This window comes from Streptomyces sp. NPDC107517 (assembly GCF_055582645.1).
In genome coordinates, this window is record NZ_JBVJPM010000003.1 from 400,279 (window position 1) to 420,834 (window position 20,556).

19 protein-coding genes and 1 tRNA gene are annotated in these 20,556 nt (G+C 68.1%); 9 read left to right on the forward strand and 11 right to left on the reverse strand.

What is annotated here, in order from left to right; genetic code table 11:
• Positions 1 to 132 precede the first annotated feature (132 nt).
• On the forward strand, positions 133 to 1,272 hold the full coding sequence (locus tag ACZ67T_RS09580; protein WP_469982790.1) for an acyl-CoA dehydrogenase family protein: 1,140 nt from the start codon (positions 133 to 135) through the stop codon (positions 1,270 to 1,272).
• A 9-nt stretch (positions 1,273 to 1,281) separates the two neighbouring features.
• On the opposite strand, the gene ACZ67T_RS09585 is transcribed toward ACZ67T_RS09580, so the two are convergent.
• From ACZ67T_RS09585 to ACZ67T_RS09600, 4 genes are all read right to left on the reverse strand, one after another.
• Complete coding sequence (locus ACZ67T_RS09585) at positions 1,282 to 1,611, reverse strand: rhodanese-like domain-containing protein (RefSeq protein WP_469983088.1); 330 nt, start codon at positions 1,609 to 1,611, stop codon at positions 1,282 to 1,284.
• 312 nt (positions 1,612 to 1,923) lie between these two features.
• Positions 1,924 to 2,790, reverse strand: coding sequence for a J domain-containing protein (locus ACZ67T_RS09590; protein WP_469982792.1), 867 nt, complete (start codon positions 2,788 to 2,790; stop codon positions 1,924 to 1,926).
• Between the two features lie 148 nt (positions 2,791 to 2,938).
• The gene (locus ACZ67T_RS09595) at positions 2,939 to 4,372 is read right to left on the reverse strand and encodes a DUF2252 domain-containing protein (protein ID WP_469982794.1); all 1,434 of its coding nucleotides are present in this window, start codon (positions 4,370 to 4,372) and stop codon (positions 2,939 to 2,941) included.
• Positions 4,373 to 4,609: 237 nt separating this feature from the next.
• Positions 4,610 to 4,987, reverse strand: a complete 378-nt coding sequence (locus ACZ67T_RS09600; RefSeq protein WP_100597261.1) for a winged helix-turn-helix transcriptional regulator — start codon at positions 4,985 to 4,987, stop codon at positions 4,610 to 4,612.
• 133 nt (positions 4,988 to 5,120) lie between these two features.
• Between ACZ67T_RS09600 and ACZ67T_RS09605 the strand changes: the two genes are divergently transcribed.
• On the forward strand, positions 5,121 to 5,780 hold the full coding sequence (locus ACZ67T_RS09605) for an FMN-dependent NADH-azoreductase (protein WP_469982796.1): 660 nt from the start codon (positions 5,121 to 5,123) through the stop codon (positions 5,778 to 5,780).
• A 592-nt stretch (positions 5,781 to 6,372) separates the two neighbouring features.
• On the opposite strand, the gene ACZ67T_RS09610 is transcribed toward ACZ67T_RS09605, so the two are convergent.
• Positions 6,373 to 6,837, reverse strand: coding sequence for a hypothetical protein (locus tag ACZ67T_RS09610; RefSeq protein ID WP_469982798.1), 465 nt, complete (start codon positions 6,835 to 6,837; stop codon positions 6,373 to 6,375).
• Positions 6,838 to 7,261: 424 nt separating this feature from the next.
• Between ACZ67T_RS09610 and ACZ67T_RS09615 the strand changes: the two genes are divergently transcribed.
• Positions 7,262 to 7,531 carry a hypothetical protein gene (locus ACZ67T_RS09615; protein WP_469982799.1) on the forward strand — a complete coding sequence of 90 codons (270 nt, stop codon included), beginning with the start codon at positions 7,262 to 7,264 and terminating at the stop codon, positions 7,529 to 7,531.
• 305 nt (positions 7,532 to 7,836) lie between these two features.
• Here ACZ67T_RS09615 and ACZ67T_RS09620 read toward each other — a convergent pair.
• Positions 7,837 to 7,920: transfer RNA gene (locus tag ACZ67T_RS09620), tRNA-Leu, on the reverse strand.
• A 545-nt stretch (positions 7,921 to 8,465) separates the two neighbouring features.
• Here ACZ67T_RS09620 and ACZ67T_RS09625 point away from each other — a divergent pair.
• From ACZ67T_RS09625 to pknB, 6 genes are all read left to right on the forward strand, one after another.
• On the forward strand, positions 8,466 to 9,353 hold the full coding sequence (locus ACZ67T_RS09625; protein WP_469982800.1) for an FhaA domain-containing protein: 888 nt from the start codon (positions 8,466 to 8,468) through the stop codon (positions 9,351 to 9,353).
• A 10-nt stretch (positions 9,354 to 9,363) separates the two neighbouring features.
• A complete protein-coding gene (locus tag ACZ67T_RS09630; protein ID WP_469982801.1) occupies positions 9,364 to 9,891 on the forward strand; it encodes an FHA domain-containing protein FhaB/FipA in 528 nt (175 codons plus the stop codon).
• Between the two features lie 87 nt (positions 9,892 to 9,978).
• Positions 9,979 to 11,562 (forward strand): Stp1/IreP family PP2C-type Ser/Thr phosphatase, encoded by a 1,584-nt coding sequence (locus ACZ67T_RS09635; protein ID WP_469983089.1) that lies wholly within the window; start codon positions 9,979 to 9,981, stop codon positions 11,560 to 11,562.
• A gap of 26 nt (positions 11,563 to 11,588) precedes the next feature.
• The gene (locus ACZ67T_RS09640; RefSeq protein ID WP_469982803.1) at positions 11,589 to 13,028 is read left to right on the forward strand and encodes an FtsW/RodA/SpoVE family cell cycle protein; all 1,440 of its coding nucleotides are present in this window, start codon (positions 11,589 to 11,591) and stop codon (positions 13,026 to 13,028) included.
• A complete protein-coding gene (locus ACZ67T_RS09645; protein WP_469982804.1) occupies positions 13,025 to 14,488 on the forward strand; it encodes a peptidoglycan D,D-transpeptidase FtsI family protein in 1,464 nt (487 codons plus the stop codon). Before ACZ67T_RS09640 ends, ACZ67T_RS09645 begins: the two co-directional genes overlap by 4 nt.
• 171 nt (positions 14,489 to 14,659) lie before the next feature.
• Positions 14,660 to 16,648: a Stk1 family PASTA domain-containing Ser/Thr kinase gene (gene pknB / locus ACZ67T_RS09650; RefSeq protein ID WP_469982805.1), complete on the forward strand. Its 1,989-nt coding sequence runs from the start codon at positions 14,660 to 14,662 to the stop codon at positions 16,646 to 16,648.
• 114 nt (positions 16,649 to 16,762) lie between these two features.
• Here pknB and ACZ67T_RS09655 read toward each other — a convergent pair whose 3' ends face one another.
• The 5 genes from ACZ67T_RS09655 to ACZ67T_RS09675 all read right to left on the reverse strand — a co-directional run bounded on the left by ACZ67T_RS09655 (position 16,763) and on the right by ACZ67T_RS09675 (position 20,553).
• Complete coding sequence (locus tag ACZ67T_RS09655; RefSeq protein ID WP_469982807.1) at positions 16,763 to 17,491, reverse strand: class E sortase; 729 nt, start codon at positions 17,489 to 17,491, stop codon at positions 16,763 to 16,765.
• A 114-nt stretch (positions 17,492 to 17,605) separates the two neighbouring features.
• Positions 17,606 to 18,976, reverse strand: a complete 1,371-nt coding sequence (locus tag ACZ67T_RS09660) for a class E sortase (RefSeq protein ID WP_469982809.1) — start codon at positions 18,974 to 18,976, stop codon at positions 17,606 to 17,608.
• Positions 18,973 to 19,617: an aminodeoxychorismate/anthranilate synthase component II gene (locus ACZ67T_RS09665; protein WP_469982810.1), complete on the reverse strand. Its 645-nt coding sequence runs from the start codon at positions 19,615 to 19,617 to the stop codon at positions 18,973 to 18,975. The genes ACZ67T_RS09660 and ACZ67T_RS09665 overlap by 4 nt, the downstream gene beginning before the upstream one ends.
• The gene (locus ACZ67T_RS09670) at positions 19,617 to 19,775 is read right to left on the reverse strand and encodes a hypothetical protein (RefSeq protein WP_384264638.1); all 159 of its coding nucleotides are present in this window, start codon (positions 19,773 to 19,775) and stop codon (positions 19,617 to 19,619) included. Before ACZ67T_RS09670 ends, ACZ67T_RS09665 begins: the two co-directional genes overlap by 1 nt.
• A 31-nt stretch (positions 19,776 to 19,806) precedes the next feature.
• Entirely contained in the window at positions 19,807 to 20,553 is a 747-nt protein-coding gene (locus tag ACZ67T_RS09675) for a class E sortase (RefSeq protein WP_469982811.1), read from the reverse strand.
• Positions 20,554 to 20,556: the final 3 nt, after the last annotated feature.

Below are 20,556 nucleotides of genomic sequence, written 5' to 3' on the forward strand. Positions count from 1 at the left end.
GCGCCACTGCCCTCGCATTCCCTTCGCGCATTCCCTCCGCGTATTCCCTTCTCGTAGAACTTGTTCTACCTTGACGCACCGTCAGATCCTGGCGGGTCGCCATGATGAACCGGTGCACGGAGGGACAGGGCAGTGGACTTCACCTTCACCGAAGAACAGCAGGCGGCCGTCGAGGCGGCCAAGGTCGTGTTCGGCCCGGTAGCGCCCGACAGCGTGCCGAGCCCGGCCCTCACCGCCGGCACGGTCGCAGACGACTTCGACCGCGCCCTGTGGTCGAAACTCGCCGACGCCGACCTGCTCAGCCTCTTGCTCGCCCCCGAACACGGCGGCGCGGGCCTGGACGCCATCGCGCTCTGTCTGGTCCTACGGGAATCCGCCAAGGCACTCGCCCGAGTCCCGCTCCTGGAGCACACCGCGGCCGCCGTCGCCGTACAGACCTACGGCAGCGACGAGTTGAAGGAGCAGATCCTCCCCCGGGCAGCCCGCGGCGAACTCGTCCTCACCGCCGCCTCCGCGGGCCGCACCGGCCACGACCCGGCCCAACTCGCCGTCAGCGCACGCCACGACACGGACACCGGCACCTGGGTCCTCGACGGCGCCCAAACCGGCGTGACCTGGGCGCACAACGCCGACCACATCGCCGTACCCGCCCACACCCCACAGGGCCGCACCGTCATCGCCGTAGTGCCCCATCCGCACGAAGGACTCACCCTCGCCGAACAGATCTCCACGACCGGCGAACGCCTCGGCGAACTCCACCTCGACTCCGTGCGCCTCGAACCCCACCAGATCATCGAGACCGACGAGGCCTGGGACCGGCTGCACCAGCTCCTCACCACCGGAACCTGCGCTCTGGCACTGGGCCTCGGCGAACGCGTCCTGCAGATGACCGGCGACTACACCAGCAAGCGCGAGCAGTTCGGCTACCCGGTGGCCACATTCCAAGCGGTCGCGGTCCAGGCCGCGGACCGTTACATCGACCTGCGCGCCATGGAAGCCACTCTCTGGCAGGCCGCCTGGCGCATCAGCACGCAGGCAGGCGGAGCACTCCCGACGGCAGGCGACATCGCGGTCGCCAAGATCTGGGCCTCGGAAGGCGTACGACGCGTCGTCCAGACCGCACAGCATCTGCACGGAGGATTCGGCGCCGACACCGACTACCCGCTGCACCGCTACCACGCCTGGGCCAAACAGCTCGAACTGTCCCTCGGCCCGGCCGCCGCACACGAGGAGACACTCGGCGACCTGCTGGCGGCCCATCCCCTCGGCTGACCCAGGGGGTCAGAGAACGAAGCCCGACTGCCCCTTCTCGTCCACGACGGCACGCCCGGCGGCGGCCCACACCTGCATGCCACCGTCTACGTTCACCGCGTCGATGCCCTGCTGCACGAGGTACATCGTCACCTGCGCGGAACGGCTGCCGGACCGGCAGATCACGTTGACCCGACCGTCCTGGGGAGCCGCCTCGGTCAGCTCACCGAAACGCGCCACGAACTCACTGATCGGAATGTGCAACGCACCCTCGGCGTGACCCGCCTGCCACTCATCGTCCTCACGGACATCGAGGAGAAAGTCCCCGTCCACAAGCTCGCCGACCTCAACCGTGGGCACACCAGATCCGAAATGCATACCCCCGACGCTACCCGACCCCGCGCGGGGGCCGGACCCGCCGGGCACCGGGCCGGTCAACGGCTCGGACGACCCTCAGAAACGCGGAACGGGCGCGACGACGCTCAGGCTGGGGGCAACCGCCCAGCTACACCGTCTGCCCTGCTGCCCTGCTGCCCTGCTGCCCTGCTGCCCTGCTGCCCTGCTGCCGCAGTGTGCTCGCTCAGCCACTCACTGCCAGAACCCTGCTCGCCCAACTGCCGAAAGCCTGCTCACCCAACCACTCAACCGCCAGTGGCGTGCTTGCCAGCCCGCTCAGCTATCGGCAGCCTGCTCGCGCATCAGCCGCTCCAGCTCAGCCTCGCGCTCAGCGACCTGCGCGAGCAATTGCTCCGCGATCTCCTCGAGCAGCCGGTCAGGGTCGTCCGGCGCCATCCGCAGCATCGCGCCGATCGCGCTCTCCTCCAGCTCCTGAGCAACGGCCGTCAGCAGCTCCTTGCGCTGCGTCAGCCACTCGAGCCGCTCGTACAGCTCCTCGCTCGGGCTGGGCTTGCGCGCCTCGGGTACAGGCCCCGCGGCCCACTCGTCGGACAGCTCCCGCAGCAAGGCCTCGTCCCCCCGGCCGTAGGCCGCGTTGACCCGCACGATGAACTCGTCACGCCGCGCCCGGTCCTTCTCGTCCTGCGCCAGATCCGGGTGCGCCTTGCGGACGAGTTCTCGGTAGAGCTTGCGCGCCTCGTCGCTCGGCCGCACACGCTGCGGCGGCCGCACAGGCTGATCGGTGAGCATGGCGGAGGCCTCCGGCGAGAGACCATCCCCGTCCATCCACTGGTCGAACAGTTCCTCGACCGCGGGCATGGGCATCACACGCGCCCTGGCCTCGTCCGCCTTACGCCGGTCCTCCGGATCCCCGCTCCTCGCGGCGACCGCCTCGGCGATCTGCGCCTCGAGCTCGTCCAGCCGCGTATACATGGGGCCGAGTTTCTGGTGGTGCAGCCGAGAGAAGTTCTCCACCTCGACCCGGAACGTCTCCACCGCGATCTCGTACTCGATCAGAGCCTGCTCGGCGGCGAGCACAGCCCGCTCAAGCCGCGCCTCGGGCCGCCCCTCAGCAACAGGCTGCTCCTGCGGCTCAGCGGCAGGGGCGTCGGACGGGGTCGACTCGGCTTCCGGGGTCGTCACCCGTCCAGCCTAGGGCACGGTCCGGGCTGCATTGCTCGACGCCTGATTTCAAAGGTTCTGGGGGCTCCCCCTCCCCCTCCCCCTCCCCCTCCCTCGCCCTCGCCCCCGAAGGCCAGCCCTCTCCACCGCCCCACCTCACACCTGCACCTCAAACCCCCACCTCGGCCCCCACCCTCCCCTCCCGCACAGCCCTGACCAGGGCTGCGTGGTCCTGTTCTGTGCGGTCCGCGTAGGTGACCGCGAACTGGGCGATGGCCTCGTCCAGTTCCTCGTTCTTGCCGCAGTAGCCGGCGATCAGTCGAGGGTCGGCGCTGTGTGCGTGGGCGCGGGCGAGGAGCGCGCCCGTCATGCGGCCGTAGTCGTCCATCTGATCGGCGGCGAGAGCCGCGGGGTCGACGCTTCCCTTGCGGTTTCTGAACTGCCTTACCTGGAAGGGCCGTCCGGCCACGGTCGTCCAGCCGAGCAGGATGTCGCTGACGACCTGCATCCGCTTCTGTCCGAGGACCACGCGCCGCCCCTCATGGGCGGCCGTCGGCGTAACGAATCCGACGGCGGGCAGGTGCGGCAGCAGCGCGGAGGGGCGGGCTTCCTTCACCTGGAGCACGAGCGCCTCTCCCCGGTGGTCGAGGAGCAGCACCACGTACGACCTCGTGCCCACGCTTCCGGTGCCGACGACGCGGAAGGCGACGTCCTGGATCGCGTAGCGGCCGAGCAGGGGCAGGCGGTCTTCGGAGAGTGTCTGCAGGTAGTCACCTAGGGAGGCAGCGACCTCGGACGCCTCCTGGTCGGGTACGCGGCGCAGTACGGGTGGTGCGTCGACGAAGCGGCGGGTGCCGTCCTCGGCGAGTTCGGTGGACTTGGCGGCGAATCTTCCGCTGGTGTTGTTGCGCGCCTTCTCGGAGACGTGTTCCAGCGTGCCGACGAGGTCGTGGGCGTCTGTGTGTGAGACGAGTTCCTCGTCGGCGATGGCGTTCCACGCGTCGAGGGCGGGCAGTCGGGCCAGCAGGCGCATGGTGCGGCGGTACGCGCCGACCGCGTTGTGCGCGGCTTCCCGGCACGTGTCCTCGTCGGCTCCGGCTACGCGGCCCGCGAGGACGAGCGAGGTGGCAAGTCGCTTCACGTCCCATTCCCAGGGGCCGTGCACCGTTTCGTCGAAGTCGTTGAGGTCGATGACGAGGCCGCCGCGGGCATCGGCGTAGAGGCCGAAGTTCGCCGCGTGGGCGTCTCCGCAGATCTGGGCGCCGATGCCGGTGACGGGCGTCTGTGCGAGGTCGTGGGCCATGAGGCCGGCAGATCCGCGCAGGAACGCGAACGGGGTCGCCGCCATCCTGCCGACGCGTATGGGCGTGAGTTCTTCGATCCGGCCGAGGTTGGACTCCTCGACCGCCCTGACGGCGTCGGGGCGAGCGGGGTGCAGGGTGAGGGTCGCGTGCGCGGAGCGCGGTACGCGGTCGCGCAGGGCCTTGCCCTCCTGCTTGGGTGATCCGGAGGAGGGGCGTGCCGCGAACCCCTCGACGGTCGGCAGCCGTCGAGCCGCCGGTTCCTCACGCTGTGCCGGCACCGCAGTGTCGAGCTCGGTCACGCGGACCGCCTCCCCCGTCTCTGAACATCAACTGGCAACGACCGTACCGTCGTCGGCCGAAACCCGTCAGAGCCTGTGGATAACCCCGCGGTTGTGGAAAACGAGCACGGAACCCGAGCACAGAACCGGAGCACAGAACCGGAGCACAGAACCCGAACACAGAACCAGGGCACAGAACCAGGGCACGGAAGCCGAGCTCGGAACCGGCACCCAGCCCTCCCTCGCCCACCCGCCGCTCTACCCCTCAGGCAGATACGCCTCGGCCCACAGCCCGAGTTCCTTCAGCGCCGGTTCGAGGGCGGCGCCCGCTTCGGTCAGGCGGTACGCGACGCGGAGCGGGGGTCCTTCGTCGACCTCGCGTACGACGAGGCCGGCGGCGCCGAGTTCGGTGAGGCGGTCCGAGAGCATGCGCTCGCTGATGCCGGGGATGGCTCGACGCAGGTCGGCGAAGTGAACGGGGTGCTGGAGGAGGACGGAGACCACGAGTCCCGTCCAGCGCTTGCCGAGCAGGCCGAAGACGCGGGTGATGCCGCCGTCGACCCGCTTGCACGCGTCGGGGTTGTGGATCCCCGCCTCGCGTACGGAGCCGCTCTCGTGTTCCCCGTTGCCCGCCATGTCTTCAGGGTACTGCCCTCTCGTAGGGGACTAAATAAAAGTAAGTTACTGTTCATACGGTAGCTCCGAACGGAACTACACCTACCAAGCCACCACCCGCTTCCCGACCGCCCCGCACTTTTGGAGACCCCCAATGCCCACCCTTCTTCACATCGACTCGTCCGTCTGGCCCGGCTCGGCCTCCGCTTCCCGCACCGTCGCCGACGCCTTCCGCAAGACCTGGGAGGAGCAGCACCCCGACGGCACCGTGATCTACCGCGATCTGGCCCTGAACCCGGTCCCGCACCTGGACACGGTCGGCGCCTCCGCCGGTTTCGCCGATCCCGCCACCCACAGCCCGGAGCAGGCCGCGGCCTTCGCCGAGCGCCGGAAGCTCATCGAGGAGCTGGAGCAGGCGGACGCGGTGCTGATCGGCGCCCCTATGTACAACTTCTCGATCCCGTCGACCCTGAAGGCATGGCTGGACCAGGTGATCCTCATGGGGCGCACCGCCGGCGAGACGCCGTCCGCAAAGGGGACGCCGGTCACGGTCGTCGCCAGCCGTGGCGGCTCGTACGCGCCGGGCACGCCGCGCGAGCCCTTCGAGTACGTGCAGAACTACCTGCGTGACCTTCTCGGCACGATGCTCGGCCTGGACGTGGCCTTCATCGTTCCCGAGCTGACCCTGGCGCACACGACTCCGGCGATGAGCGAGCTCATCCCGCTCGCCGAGGCGTCCCGCGCCAAGGCCCTGGAGGACGCCGACGCCCGGGCCAAGGAACTGGCCGCCCGCTTCTCGGCCGACGCCGCCTGACGCTCCGCACCGCCACCGAGGCACCGAGGGGTCCCCTGTCCCGTACGACCACGCGTCCCGTACGACTCCGGGGACCCTTCAACAGCCAGTGTGATTGTCCTCACCACAGATCGATCGCATCCGAAAAACGCAGAAGCCCCGCAGATCTGAGATCTGCGCGGCTTCCGTCTTGTGGGACGTAATGAGCAGGCCTCACGAGCCCGACGCATCGATCGTTTCCCGGCCTGTTGGCACAGATTTCCCACGGCGCAGGGCAGGGGTGTTATGGCCTTGAGCGTCCAGCACCCGCAGTCCGCGCCCCACGCTCAATAACCGCAAGCGTCTCTCTGCCAGCCCTCGTCGCCACGCCTGAGTTCACTCACTATCTCTGCTCCTCTTTCCCACCCACGTCAGGCAGATCCATCGGGTGAGTGCTCCTACCAGAACGGCAACAACGATCGCCCCCCAATCGATGATGTGCGGAAGCCCAGGGAAGAAGGCGAAGAAGGCGAGTGTCACGACGAGACCCGCCAAGAACGCGGCGATCCCAGCAGGCCGCCGCCGCGCCTCCCATCCTTGGTCCCGCCCCTGCTGTCGATCAATCATGAACGGCTCACTTCGTGATGTGGTGACACTGGCTCACTCGGCGCACCCCGTTGACGTAGAGATGCGCACACGCCTTTCCATAACGAGGCAGCATCTGGGGAGAGTTGTTCCGCATCGGATCGATCTTGCACTCAGGGTGCGTTCGCCCTCGAGAGGTCCTGTATGTCCTGTTATTGGTGTTCGCGTACGTGAAGTCGATGCGCCAGTTACAGAAGCCAGTGCCGAGCGCGGCGACAAAAGCGCAGTCGACGCCGGCGTTCTGATAAGTGATCTTCTTCCCGCCACCTCGAATGATGTGTGTGAACGCGCACCCGGTCGGAACTTTCATCGTCATGCCGCCAACGCTGTACTCGAAGGTTCGGACAGGAGTCGATCCGACAGCACCGGCCTGCGCCACCGAAGAACTCGTCAGCACGACGGCGCATGCGGCGGCAAGGGCCGCCAAAAGCCTGGATCGATAAAGCGCGACCATGAACAATCCCCTTTCGGCGGAGAATCTCTCCCACCGAAAGAACTCCGACGCCGCGATCATGTTTCTGACCGATGGGATGGTTCACCGACTTGAGTGATCAAGAGCTAGTGTGCTGACCAGCTGATTCCTTTCTTCGATCAAGCTCATCGAACTGCCTGCCCCTCATTCCATGGGCAGAGCCTCAACCGACAGCAAGAGTCCTCACTGAGCGAGCCCATCAATGGCCACCGTGCAGAACCGCTTGCCATCCGCGATGAGACTCACGACGCAATCGTCTCGCCGGGGCATCTGACAAGCCCTCTCCTCACTCAAACCGCTCAGCAACCTGTACGCCGGGCTCAGGCGTGGCCCCACGACCGAAGCACACACATCCCAGGGCCGCTGACAGTGCGTGGTTCCCGGTGGTCCTTGGCATCGTTCGACCTTGCAGTACGCAGGCCGCATCGACCGCGAGACCTGGATCCGGTTCATCGAGGCCCGCGGAGCTCACCGTCTGGTGCCCAAGGAGCACGAGGACAGCGAGGGCCAACAGCGTGTGATGTGTCCCGCAGAAGCCGGCAAGGTCCAGTGCCCCATCAAGAGCCGGTTCATGGACAGAGGCATCCAGCTGGCGCTCGTCGACCCGGAGCCGAACCCCGCGGGCCGCTCAAGGTCTGCCGCCAGCGCAGCATCACCCTCGAGACCCTGGCGCTGAGCGGAGAACGCCCGCGCAGGCGCACCCCCCACCGCCGGACGGCCAAGCCGCTCGGAGCCTGGACCCCGACCGGTCACCTAGTCACCGACAACGTAGGCATCCGGCGCTCATCCGAAGGACCCGCCGGACAGCATCAGAGCCCTCGCCCCGACCGACCGGTCACAGGCGAGGGCTCTTGTGTGTTCAATGCCACTCTTGCGAGCCGGCACCGGCTACCGAGCCGTAGCCAGCGGCCCGATCAACGAGAAACGGGCCCTCACCAGGACTTTCGTCCGGTGAAGACCCGTTTCGTCGGTTCTTCTTTGTGCGCGAGGGGGGAGTTGAACCCCCACGCCCTTTCGGGCACTGGAACCTGAATCCAGCGCGTCTGCCTATTCCGCCACCCGCGCATTGGGTGTGCCTTCCGGCCCCTCGCCCTTTCGGGGTGAGCGCCTTCCGACATGCAGAAGATTAGCACGCTGCCGAGGGTGGATTCACATCCGTTTTCGCGGGCACCTGCTGGGCACGCTCACCCCCGCTGACCTCGCATCCGATGCAACCGGTCAGCCGTCCCACAGCAGTCCGACAACAGTCAGCCGACAGTCAGCCGGTGGTCCGACAGCACTCCACCAGCAGTCCGAAGCCCCCGGAGAGATCCACTCCAACCCGGAGCCCCTCCCCGAGGCACCGCCCCGAAGCCCCGCCGCCGACGCAGCGAAAGGTACCGATCCACAGCCCCGCAGCCCCGGATCCGAGCGCCCCCTCCGTCTCACCTTCCCCGTCCCCTCCCGGCTCCGCCGCCGCGTGCGGGACACTGTCCAGGGACCCCCTCTACGATCCAGCTGTGAGGGTCGACACTCGTCGACCGGGCTGACAGGGGGAACCAGCCGATTTCCCGGTGCGTGGATACGATCAGTAAGCAGTACCAGGACGAAAACGAAGGAGGAGGTGCCCCATGGGAGTCCTGAAAAAGTTCGAGCAGCGTCTCGAAGGTCTGGTCAACGGCACCTTCGCCAAGGTGTTCAAGTCCGAGGTCCAGCCCGTCGAGATCGCCGGCGCCCTCCAGCGCGAGTGCGACAACAACGCGACGATCTGGAACCGCGAGCGGACCGTCGTCCCCAACGACTTCATCGTGGAGCTGAGCGCGCCGGACTTCGAGCGCCTCAGCCCCTACTCGGGGCAGCTCGGCGACGAGCTGTCCGGCATGGTGCGCGACTACGCGAAGCAGCAGCGCTACACCTTCATGGGACCGATCAAGGTCCACCTGGAGAAGGCGGACGACCTGGACACGGGTCTGTACCGGGTACGCAGCCGCACGCTCGCGTCGAGCACCAACCAGCAGCAGTCCCAGCAGCCGCCGCAGCCCGGCCGGGGCCCCGCTTCGGCGCCCCCGGCGGCGGGCGGAGGCTACGGCTATCCGCCGGCGGCGAACGCCGGCGGCGGATACGGCTATCCGCCGGCGAGCGCGCCGCCGATGCCCGCGGGGCCGCCTCCGGGCCGCCCTGCGCAGGCCCCGGCGGGAGCCCGGCCGCGCAACCAGGCAGGACCGCTGCCCGGCGCACAGGTGCGTCACTGGATCGAGATCAATGGCACACGCCATCAGATCTCGCGCCCCACGCTGGTCCTCGGCCGCAGCACCGAAGCCGATGTGCGGATCGACGACCCCGGCGTCTCTCGCCGGCACTGTGAGATTCGGACCGGAACGCCCTCGACGATCCAGGATCTCGGGTCCACCAACGGCATCGTGGTGGACGGGCAGCACACCACCCGCGCTACGCTCCGCGACGGCTCGCGGATCGTCGTGGGCAGTACCACCATCATTTACCGGCAAGCCGAAGGGTGAAGCGGGGGCAATGTCAGAGCTGACCCTGACGGTCATGCGGTTGGGTTTCCTGGCCGTTCTGTGGCTGTTCGTGATCGTGGCCGTCCAGGTCATCCGCAGCGACCTGTTCGGTACGCGCGTCACCCAGCGCGGGTCGCGTCGTGACAGCGGGCGCCAGCAGCAGGCCACGGCCCGCCAGGCCGCGCCGCCGCAGCAGCGCGCCCAGCAGCAGAACAGTGGTGGAGGCGGGCGGCAGCGCCGCGGCGCCCCCACGAAACTCGTCGTCTCCGAGGGCACCCTCACGGGCACCACGGTGGCGCTGCAGGGCCAGACCATCACGCTGGGCCGTGCGCACGATTCGACGATCGTTCTCGACGACGACTACGCGTCGAGCAAGCATGCCAGGATCTACCCGGACCGGGACGGACAGTGGATCGTGGAGGACCTCGGGTCCACCAACGGCACCTATCTCGACCGGTCCCGGCTGACCACCCCGCAACCGATTCCGCTCGGCGCGCCGATCCGCATCGGCAAGACCGTCATCGAGCTGCGGAAGTAGTACGACAATGAGCGAGCGGAGCGAGCGAGCCGACGCGGTCACCCAGGACCTGAGCGCGCTCCCGACCGGAGGGTGGGCACCGTGCGGATGTACCCGGAGCCGACGGGCGAGGTGCGCATGAGTCTGTCACTGCGCTTCGCCGCCGGATCGCACAAAGGCATGATCCGCGAGGGGAACGAGGACTCGGGCTACGCCGGTCCGCGTCTCCTCGCGATCGCCGACGGCATGGGCGGTCAGGCCGCCGGTGAGGTCGCCTCGTCGGAGGTGATCTCGACGATCGTCGCGCTCGATGACGACGTTCCCGGCTCCGACATCCTCACGTCGCTCGGCACGGCCGTGCAGCGGGCCAACGACCAGCTGCGGATGATGGTCGAGGAGGACCCCCAGCTGGAAGGCATGGGGACGACCCTGACCGCTCTGCTGTGGACGGGTCAGCGCCTCGGTCTCGTGCACGTCGGCGATTCGCGCGCCTATCTGCTGCGCGACGGTGTACTGACGCAGATCACGCAGGACCACACCTGGGTGCAGCGCCTCGTCGACGAGGGCCGCATCACAGAAGAGGAAGCCACCACTCACCCGCAGAGGTCCCTCCTCATGCGCGCGCTGGGCAGTGGCGATCACGTCGAGCCCGACCTCTCCATCCGTGAGGTGCGGGCCGGCGACCGGTACTTGATCTGCTCCGACGGCCTGTCCGGCGTCGTCTCCCACCAGACGATGGAGGAGACCCTCGCCAGCTACCAGGGCCCGCAGGAGACCGTGCAGGATCTGATCCAGCTGGCGCTGCGCGGCGGTGGCCCGGACAACATCACGGTGATCGTGGCGGACGTCCTGGACATCGACAGCGGTGACACGCTCGCCGGTCAGCTGTCCGACGCCCCGGTCATCGTGGGCGCGGTCGCCGAGAACCAGCACCAGCTGCACGACGGCGGGGCGATGCAGACCCCCGCGGGCCGTGCGTCGGAGCTCGGCCGCGGTTCCGGCAGGCCGGTGCCCGGGCAGGGCGGCGGCGAGTTCGGCCCGCCCGGCAGCGGAGACGCGGCCGGTTACGCTCCTGAGGGAAGCTTCGGCTCGTACGGGGACGACGACTTCGTCAAGCCGCGGCGCGGCCGTAAGTGGCTCAAGAGATCCTTCTTCATCGCCCTGGTGCTGGCCGTCGTGGGCGGTGGCCTGTACGGCGGCTACCGCTGGACGCAGACGCAGTACTACGTCGGTTCGAACGAGTCGCATGTCGCGCTGTACCGCGGCATCAGCCAGGACCTGGCGTGGGTGAGTCTGTCGAAGGTCGAGAAGGACCACCCCGAGATCGAACTCAAGTACCTGCCGCCCTACCAGCGCAAGCAGGTCGAGGCGACGATCACCGAAGGCAGCTTCGGTGACGCCAAGGACAAGATCGGCGAGCTGTCGCTGCAGGCCTCGGCCTGCAGGAAGGACGCCGAGCGCCGTCAGGCGGAGAACGAGCAGAACGCGAAGACCGGCGAGGGCGAGGCGGGTGGCACCACGGGCGCCACCAAGACGTCTTTCACCACGTCGCGCACCTCGGCGAAGACAGCGCCGAGTCCGACACCCACGCCGTCCGGAACGGCCAAGTCCAAGACCGCACCGACGCCCACACCTGGCCCCAGCCTCTCGGAGGATGAGCAGAAGCTGGTCCCGCTGTGCGGTAAGCAGTAAGCAGCCGTTGGGGGCCTTTGCACGCCATGAGCAGTAGCACTACACACACGTCGACCATCGGCGCGATCGGTGCGCCGAGCCGGCGCAACACCGAGCTCGCGCTCCTCGCGTTCGCCGTCGTCATCCCTGTTTTCGCGTACGCGAACGTGGGTCTGGCGATCGACGGTTCGCTGCCCGCCGGGCTCCTGGGCTACGGCCTCGGCCTCGGCCTGCTCGCGGGCGTCGCGCACATCGTCGTCCGCCGGTTCGCGCCGTACGCCGATCCGCTGCTCCTGCCGATCGCGACCCTGCTCAACGGCATGGGTCTGGTCATCATCTGGCGCCTGGACCAGTCGGAGCGCCTGCAGCAGCTGGCCAAGTCGCAGTACGGGTCGTTCAGCCCGGACGCGCCGAATCAGCTGATGTACTCCGCGATCGGCATCGCCCTGTTCGTGGGCGTGCTCATGCTGCTCAAGGACCACCGCATCCTGCAGCGCTACACGTACATCTCCATGGTGGGCGCGCTGATCCTGCTGCTGCTGCCGCTCGTGCCGGGTCTCGGTATGAACGTGTTCGGCGCGAAGATCTGGATCAGCATCGGCGGGTTCTCCATCCAGCCCGGTGAGTTCGCGAAGATCGTCATCGCGGTGTTCTTCGCGGGCTATCTGATGGTGAAGCGGGACGCCCTCGCGCTCGCCAGCCGCCGCTTCATGGGCCTGTACCTGCCGCGTGGCCGTGACCTCGGACCGATCATCGTCGTCTGGGTGATGTCGATCCTCATCCTGGTCTTCGAGACGGACCTCGGTACGTCGCTGCTGTTCTTCGGCATGTTCGTCGTGATGCTGTACGTCGCCACGGAGCGCACCAGCTGGATCGTGTTCGGTCTGCTGATGTCGGCGGTCGGCGCGGTCGGTGTCGCCTCGTTCGAGCCGCACGTGCAGAGCCGTGTCCAGGCGTGGCTCGACCCGATGCACGAGTACCTGCTCAGCAGGCAGGGCGTCAGCGGTCACTCCGAGCAGGCGATGCAGGCTCTGTGGGCGTTCGGCTCCGGTGGTGTGCTCGGCACGGGCCTCGGCCAGGGTCACTCCGACCTGATCAAGTTCGCCGCGAACTCCGACTTCGTCCTCGCCACGTTCGGCGAGGAGCTCGGCCTCGCGGGCATCATGGCGATCCTGCTCATGTACGGGCTGATCGCGGAGCGCGGTCTGCGTACGGCTCTCGCGGCCCGCGACCCGTTCGGCAAGCTGCTCGCCGCGGGCCTGTCCGGCGCGTTCGCGATCCAGGTGTTCGTCGTCGCCGGCGGTGTCATGGGTCTCATCCCGCTGACCGGTATGACCATGCCGTTCCTCGCGTACGGCGGTTCCTCCGTGATCGCGAACTGGGCACTGATCGGCATCCTGATCCGGATCAGCGATACCGCGCGCCGCCCGGCGCCGGCCCCCGCCCCCAGCCCCGACGCCGAGATGACCCAGGTGGTCCGACCGTGAACAAGCCCCTGCGCCGGATCGCGATCTTCTGCGGGCTCCTCGTCCTCGCCCTGCTGATCCGCGACAACTGGCTCCAGTACGCCCAGGCCGACAAGCTGCAGTCCGACAAGCAGAACCCGCGCGTCGCCATCGAGCGGTACGCACAGCCGCGCGGCGACATCATCGTCGACGGCAAGTCGATCACGGGTTCCGTGGCAACGGACGGCACCGACCTCAAGTACAAGCGGACCTGGAAGGACGGGCCCATGTGGTCGCCCGTCACCGGGTACGCCTCGCAGCTGGTCGGCGCGAGCCAGATCGAGTCCATCGAGGACGGCATCCTCACCGGCAATGACGACCGGCTGTTCTTCCGCCGCACCCTCGACATGATCACCGGTAAGAAGAAGGAGGGTGGCAACGTCGTCACCACCCTCAACGCCGCCGCACAGAAGGCCGCGTACGACGGTCTGAAGAACCGTGGCAAGGGTGCCGCCGTCGCGATCGACCCGAAGACCGGTGCGATCCTCGCCATGGCGTCGACGCCCTCGTACGACCCGTCGTCGTTCGCCGGCATCCTGCAGAAGGACGGCGACACGTTCGGCAAGCTCGACAAGAACAAGGACAAGCCGCTCACGAACCGCGCGCTGCGCGAGACGTACCCGCCCGGCTCGACCTTCAAGATCGTGACCGCCGCTGCCGCGCTGGAGCACAACCTCTACACGGGCGCCGACGAGAAGACCGACACGCCGCTGCCGTGGACCATGCCCGGCACCACGACGCCGCTGAAGAACGAGGGCAACATCCCCTGCAAGGACGCGACGCTGCGCGTGGCGCTGCGCTACTCCTGCAACACCGTCTTCGGCAAGGTCGGCGCCGACCTCGGCAACGACAAGATGCTGGAGACCGCGGAGAAGTTCGGCTTCAACAAGGAGCAGTTCACCCCGGTCCGTTCGAACGCGTCCGTGTTCTCCGACAACATGAACAAGTCGCAGACGGCCCTGTCCTCGATCGGTCAGTACAACACCGCGGCGACGCCGCTGCAGATGGCCATGGTGGCCTCCGCGGTCGCCAACGACGGCAAGCTCATGGAGCCGTACATGGTCAGCGAGCTCCAGGCGCCGAACCTCGACACGATCGAGCACCACACGCCGAAGGAGATGAGCCGGCCGCTGTCGGAGAAGAACGCCCAGATCCTTCAGTCGATGATGGAGACGGTCGTCAGCGAAGGCACCGGTACGAACGCGCAGATCCCCGGCTACACGGTCGGCGGAAAGACGGGTACCGCCCAGCACGGCCTCAACAACAGCGAGAAGCCGTACGCGTGGTTCCTGTCGTACGCGAAGGCCAAGGACGGCAGCTCGCCGGTCGCCGTGGCCGTGGTCGTCGAGGACGGCAGCGCCAACCGTGACGACATCTCCGGTGGCGGTCTGGCGGCGCCGATCGCCAAGAGCGTGATGGAAGCGGTGCTCGCCAAGAAGTGACTCCGATCACGACTCCTTCACAACGGTGCACGTTGCGATACCGGTCCTGTATCGGGTGACGGCTCCAGGCAGGTCAGGCACGACAGGCCGGGTACGGTATGCCCGGACAGCACACCGCCCGACCCCGCACGGGTGACGGTCGGGACCGACGGAGAGGGCTGGTAGGTAACCATGGAAGAGCCGCGTCGCCTCGGCGGCCGGTACGAGCTGGGCCAGGTGCTCGGCCGTGGTGGCATGGCGGAGGTCTATCTCGCCCATGACACCCGGCTCGGTCGCACCGTGGCGGTGAAGACGCTACGCGCGGATCTCGCGCGCGACCCGTCGTTCCAGGCCCGGTTCCGCCGGGAGGCCCAGTCGGCCGCCTCGCTCAACCATCCCGCGATCGTCGCCGTGTACGACACCGGTGAGGACTACATCGACGGGACCTCCATCCCGTACATCGTGATGGAGTACGTCGACGGGTCCACGCTGCGTGAGCTGCTGCACTCCGGGCGCAAGCTGCTGCCCGAGCGTGCCATGGAGATGACGATCGGCATCCTCCAGGCGCTCGAGTACTCGCACCGCGCGGGCATCGTCCACCGTGACATCAAGCCGGCCAACGTCATGCTGACGAGGACCGGCCAGGTCAAGGTGATGGACTTCGGCATCGCCCGCGCCATGGGCGACTCCGGCATGACGATGACGCAGACGTCGGCCGTGATCGGCACCGCCCAGTACCTCTCCCCGGAGCAGGCCAAGGGCGAGCAGGTCGACGCGCGGTCCGACCTCTATTCGACGGGCTGTCTCCTCTACGAGCTGCTGACCGTGCGGCCGCCCTTCGTGGGCGACTCCCCGGTCGCGGTCGCGTACCAGCACGTGCGCGAGGAGCCGCAGCCGCCGAGCGTCTTCGACTCCGAGATCACCCCGGAGATGGACGCGATCGTCCTCAAGGCCCTCACCAAGGACCCGGACTACCGCTACCAGTCCGCGGACGAGATGCGCGCCGACATAGAAGCGTGCCTCGACGGGCAGCCGGTCGCGGCGACCGCGGCGATGGGCGCGGTCGGCTACGGCGGCCACCCTGACGACCAGCAGACGGCGATGCTGCACCCGCAGAACGGCGGCGGCCAGACGTCGATGCTGCCGCCGGTCAGCCCGGACGACGGCGGCTACGGCTACGACGAGCGCCCCGACCGGCGCCGTCAGAACCAGGGCAAGAACCGTACGTCGACGATCCTGCTCGTGCTCGCGGGCGTCCTCGTCCTCATCGGTGCGATCCTGATCGGCAAGTGGTTCAACAGCGGGAGCGGGAGCGACACACCGTTCGCGGCGCCCAAGTTCATCGGCAAGACGGTCCCCGAGGCCAGGCTCGCCGCCAAGAACACGCACCTCAAACTCGACGCCTCGAAGAAGGAGCCCTGCGACAAGTTCCCCAGCGGCCAGATCTGCACGCAGAGCCCGGCCGCGGGGACCGACGTCAAGAAGGGCGACACCATCACGGTGACGGTGTCGACCGGTGCGCCGAAGGTCGCGGTGCCCGACGTGCGGGGCCTGGACTTCACCGAGGCCGAGTCGCAGCTCAACGACAAGGGCTTCGAGGTGGTGAAGGAGACCAAGGAGTCGAGCCAGACTCCCGATGTCGTCATCAGCCAGGACCCGTCGGGCGGCACCGAGAAGCAGAAGGGGAGCACCATCACCCTGACTGTCGCCAAGAAGAAGACGCTCTCCACCGTGCCGGACGTCACCAACAAGACGTGCGACGAGGCGAAGGCACAGCTGACCGCCAACAACCTCAAGGGCACCTGCACCGAGGAGGAGAACACCACGGTCGAGGCCGGCAAGGTGTTCTCGCAGAGCCTCCCCGCCAACTCCCAGGCCGAGCCCGGATCCACGGTCACCCTGAAGGTCGCCAAGGCGGCCGAGCAGATCACGGTGCCCGGTGACATCGCCGGCAAGAAGCTGAAGGACGTACAGAAGGAGCTGACGGACCTCGGTCTCGTCCCCGCTCTGGCGACCGGCTCGCCCAACGACCCGAACTCCACGGTCGTGACGAGCCAGCCCGGTCCCAACTCGCCGGTGAACAAGGGCGACACAGTCACCCTGCTCACCACCCCTGGCGGCCAGAACGGCGGCGGGGACAACGGCGGCGGGATCTTCGGAGGCGCCACCGGCCGCCAGTAGGCGCCCGCCAGTCATGAGAGAACCCCGGCACCGCTCAGGCGGCGCCGGGGTTCTTTCGTGCGGTGCTTCGAGGGCTTGTTGTATGTGGGGTTCTCACATGTGCCGGTGGCGCCGTCAGCGCAGCTCCGCGGGGGGCGTCCGATCGCTGTCGACCTTGTCGATCCGCTCCAGCTCGCCCCACACCACGTAGCGGTAGGTGGACGTGTAGACGGGCGTGCACGTCGTGAGTGTGATGTAGCGGCCGGGCTTCTTCACACCCGACTCCTTGGGGACCGGGGCGAGGACCTTCACGTTGTACTTCGACGTCTCGGGGAGGATGTCGTACACCTTGTAGACGTACCACTTGTCCTTCGACTCGAAGACGATCGGGTCGCCCTTCTTGATCTTGTCGATGTTGTGGAACTTCGCCCCGTGCCCGTCCCGGTGCGCGGCGAGCGTGAAGTTGCCCTTCTCGGCTGTCGGCAGCGCGGACTTGACCGGGTCGGTGTAGTAGCCGGCGACACCGTCGTTGAGGATCTTCGACGAGGTGCCCTTCTCGACGAGCACCTCACCGTTCTTCATCGACGGCACGTGCAGGAAGCCGATGCCGTTCTTGGTGTCGAGCGCGCCGGGGCCCTGGTCGGCCCACTGGTCGCGCACCTTGTCGCCCTGCTTGTGCGCGGCGCGGTCCGCGACCACGTTCGTCCACCACAACGAGTAGGCGACGAACAGGCCGAGGACCAGGCCCGCCGTGATGAGGAGCTCGCCGAAGAGACTGACGGCGCCGGCGATGCGGCCACGGCCGCGTGGTGGCGCGGGCGGCGCCTCGCCGGCCCGCTCGTCGTGGTCGGTCGTCGCTGCCACTGCTTGTGCCCCGTCCCTGTCCCTGAACCTGCGCCTGTTGGCTGTTACCTGCTGGGTGTGCTGTCCGCTTCCCCTGCGTGCCCCGCTGCCCCGCGTATGCCCTGCCGCTGCCCGCTACTGCACGAGCGCGTCCGGCTTCCCCTTGCTGCGCGGCCGTTCCTCGACCATCTTGCCCCAGACGATCATTCGATACGTACTGGTGAATTCCGGCGTGCACGTGGTCAGCGTGATGTACCGGCCCGGAGCCGTGAACCCGGAGCCCTGGGGGACCGGATTGAGGACGGTCGTGTTGCTGGGCGGGGTCTGCGGAAGGATGCTCGTCATCTTGTACACGTAGTACGTGTCCTGCGTCTCGACGACGATCGGATCGCCCGGCTGGAGCCGGTTGATGTAGCGGAACGGCTCGCCGTGCGTATTGCGGTGCCCGGCGACCGCGAAGTTGCCGGTCTTGGCGCTCGGCATCGCCGTCTCGATGCTGTCCTTGCCGTAGTGGCCCACCATGCCGTGGTCCAGGACCTTCGTCTTGCTGATGCCCTCGGCGATCGGCACGACGACGTCCAGCTTCGGGATGTGCATGATCGCGAAGCCCTGGCCGGGCGCGAACTTGTCCGGCTCGCGTTTGCCGTTCGCCCAGTCGTCCTGGAGGTGGTGCGCCGCGCTGCCCGCCTGCTGGTGGGCCCGGATGTTCGACCACCACAGCTGGTAGGTGACGAAGAGCAGCATCAGCACGCCGATGGTGATGAACGTTTCGCCGATGGCCCGGCTGGCGACCTCGCCCGTACTCGGCCTGCTCGCCCTCGCGGCCCTGCGCGCCTCCAGACGGCTGCGGGGCGGGGAGGCGGGCTCCGGAGTCTGCGCGGGCGCCGCCGAGTGCCTGCCGCCGTGCTTGGCGGCCTTCCTGCGCGCGGCCCGGCCACCGGTCACCACGGGCGCGGCAGCGCGCTCACGCTCAGGGGCGCCGGAGTCGGACCCGGTGTCGGTCTCTGCGCCCGTGGAGGCGTCTGTGTCTGTGTCTGTGTATGCGGCCGTGTCGGGCTCGGCTGCTCCCCGGGTGTCCGCGGTGCGCAGGGCCACGGTCTCGTCGTTCGGGACCGGCCGCGGCGGTCTCGCCTCGTACTCGCGGACGGGCGGCACGTACGCGGGCTGCTGCGCCTGCTGCACCTGCGGCGGATGTGGTGTCTGCGGAGCCTGCTGCTCGCCGCCGTACCAGTCCTGTACGTAGCCCTGAGGGTCGTACCACTCCTGCTCCGGCTGAGGCGACGGCTGGGCCTGGAGCGGCTGGTGAGCGTCCGGCTGCGGCTGCGCGTACGGCTGGGGCTCCTGAGACTCGTCCGTGGCGCGGAACCAGGGCGAGGGGTGCTGCCCGGGCAGTGGATCGTTCAGCGGGTCGTCGAGCCGCTGAACGGCCGCCTCGAACGCACCGGCAGCCTCGTACGGTTCCTGCTCGTACGAGGCTCCCTCGCGCTCGGGGCGCAGGGCGGTCACGCCGAGGCCCTGCCCACGACCGGGGCGAGCCCGGCCGATCGTGCCACCGCGGTCTTGTCGCCGCAGACGGTCAGCCAGTTGGCCAGCATCAGGTGACCGTGTTCCGTGAGGACGGATTCGGGGTGGAACTGCACGCCCTCGACGGGCAGTTCACGGTGGCGCAGGCCCATGATGATGCCGTCGTCGGTGCGCGCGGTGACCTCGAGCTCGTCCGGGACGGTGTCCGGTTCGGCGGCGAGCGAGTGGTAGCGGGTCGCCGTGAAGGGGTTCGGCAGCCCCGCGAAGACGCCCTTGCCCTCGTGCCGCACCAGGGACGTCTTGCCGTGCAGCAGTTCGGGGGCCCGGTCCACGACACCGCCGTACGCGACCTGCATGGACTGCATGCCGAGGCAGACACCGAAGACGGGCACGCCGGTCTGTGCGCAGTGGCGCACCATCTCGACACAGACACCGGCCTGTTCGGGGGCTCCGGGGCCCGGGGACAGCAGTACGCCGTCGAAGCCGTCCTGCGCGTGCCGGGTCCCGACCTCGTCGTTGCGCAGCACTTCGCACTCGGCGCCCAGTTGGTACAGGTACTGGACGAGGTTGAAGACGAAGCTGTCGTAGTTGTCGACCACGAGAATGCGGCTGCTCGCGCCCACTAGTTGTTCACCGTCACATCGTTGAAGGGCAGCAGGGGCTCGGCCCACGGGAAGACGTACTGGAACAGTACGTAGACCACCGCGAGGACGAGCAGAAGCGAGATCAGTGCTCTGATCCACGTGTTTCCCGGCAGATGCCGCCAGATCCAGCCGTACATGCCGTCCCTTCCGTCGCCGTACGGCAACAGACTAACGGCGCAGGGCCTCCGGTTTCCCGGCCTCCGCGGGCTGGGTGGCATCAAGGTGCGCCCAGACGATCAGCCGGTGGCTGTGACCCCACTCCGGCTCGCACGTCGTCAGTGTCAGATAGCGGCCCGGCTCCGTGTATCCGGACTTGCGCGGCACCGGGTCGATGACGGCGACATCGCTGGGCAGCGTCTTGTAGGGCTTGGTATCGATGCGGTAGGTGAACCAGGTCGTACCGTCGGTGAGGACGACGGCGTCGCCGGGGCGCAGCTCGGGGAAGTCCTTGAACGGGTCGCCGTAGGTGCGGCGGTGGCCGGCGACGGAGAAGTTCCCCTTCTGCCCGAGCTGCGCCGTGCCCGCGTAGTGACCGAGGCCCTTCTTGAGGATGTCCACGCCCGTCCCCTGGAGCACCGGTTTGTTCCACGTGAAACCGAGCCGCGGGATGTACATGACGGCGAACGGCTTGCCGTCCTTGTACGGGGACGGGGACGGGGACGGGGACGGCGAGGGTGTCTGGGGCCGGCTCCGGTCCTGGGCAGGGCTCTGGCTCGGGGACGGGCCCGGGCGGGGTTGCTCGACCGCCACCGACCCCTTGGACCACTGGTCCTGGAGCGTGTCGATCTGGTGGTCCATGGCGCTGTCGGCTTTCACGCCGGTCCAGAACAGCACGTAGGCGACGAACAGCACGATCAGGGCGCCGACCGTGATGCACAGTTCGCTGAACGTCCTGACGAGCACTCGGACCGACACAGG

Coding starts and splice junctions, on each gene's coding strand:
- ACZ67T_RS09630 (WP_469982801.1), top strand. CDS start 9,364: ATGTCAGAGCTGACCCTGACGGTCATGCGGTTGGGTTTCCTGGCCGTT.
- ACZ67T_RS09670 (WP_384264638.1), bottom strand. CDS start 19,775: ATGTACGGCTGGATCTGGCGGCATCTGCCGGGAAACACGTGGATCAGA.
- ACZ67T_RS09610 (WP_469982798.1), bottom strand. CDS start 6,837: ATGGTCGCGCTTTATCGATCCAGGCTTTTGGCGGCCCTTGCCGCCGCA.
- ACZ67T_RS09625 (WP_469982800.1), top strand. CDS start 8,466: ATGGGAGTCCTGAAAAAGTTCGAGCAGCGTCTCGAAGGTCTGGTCAAC.
- ACZ67T_RS09635 (WP_469983089.1), top strand. CDS start 9,979: ATGTACCCGGAGCCGACGGGCGAGGTGCGCATGAGTCTGTCACTGCGC.
- ACZ67T_RS09600 (WP_100597261.1), bottom strand. CDS start 4,987: ATGGCGGGCAACGGGGAACACGAGAGCGGCTCCGTACGCGAGGCGGGG.
- ACZ67T_RS09605 (WP_469982796.1), top strand. CDS start 5,121: ATGCCCACCCTTCTTCACATCGACTCGTCCGTCTGGCCCGGCTCGGCC.
- pknB (WP_469982805.1), top strand. CDS start 14,660: ATGGAAGAGCCGCGTCGCCTCGGCGGCCGGTACGAGCTGGGCCAGGTG.
- ACZ67T_RS09640 (WP_469982803.1), top strand. CDS start 11,589: ATGAGCAGTAGCACTACACACACGTCGACCATCGGCGCGATCGGTGCG.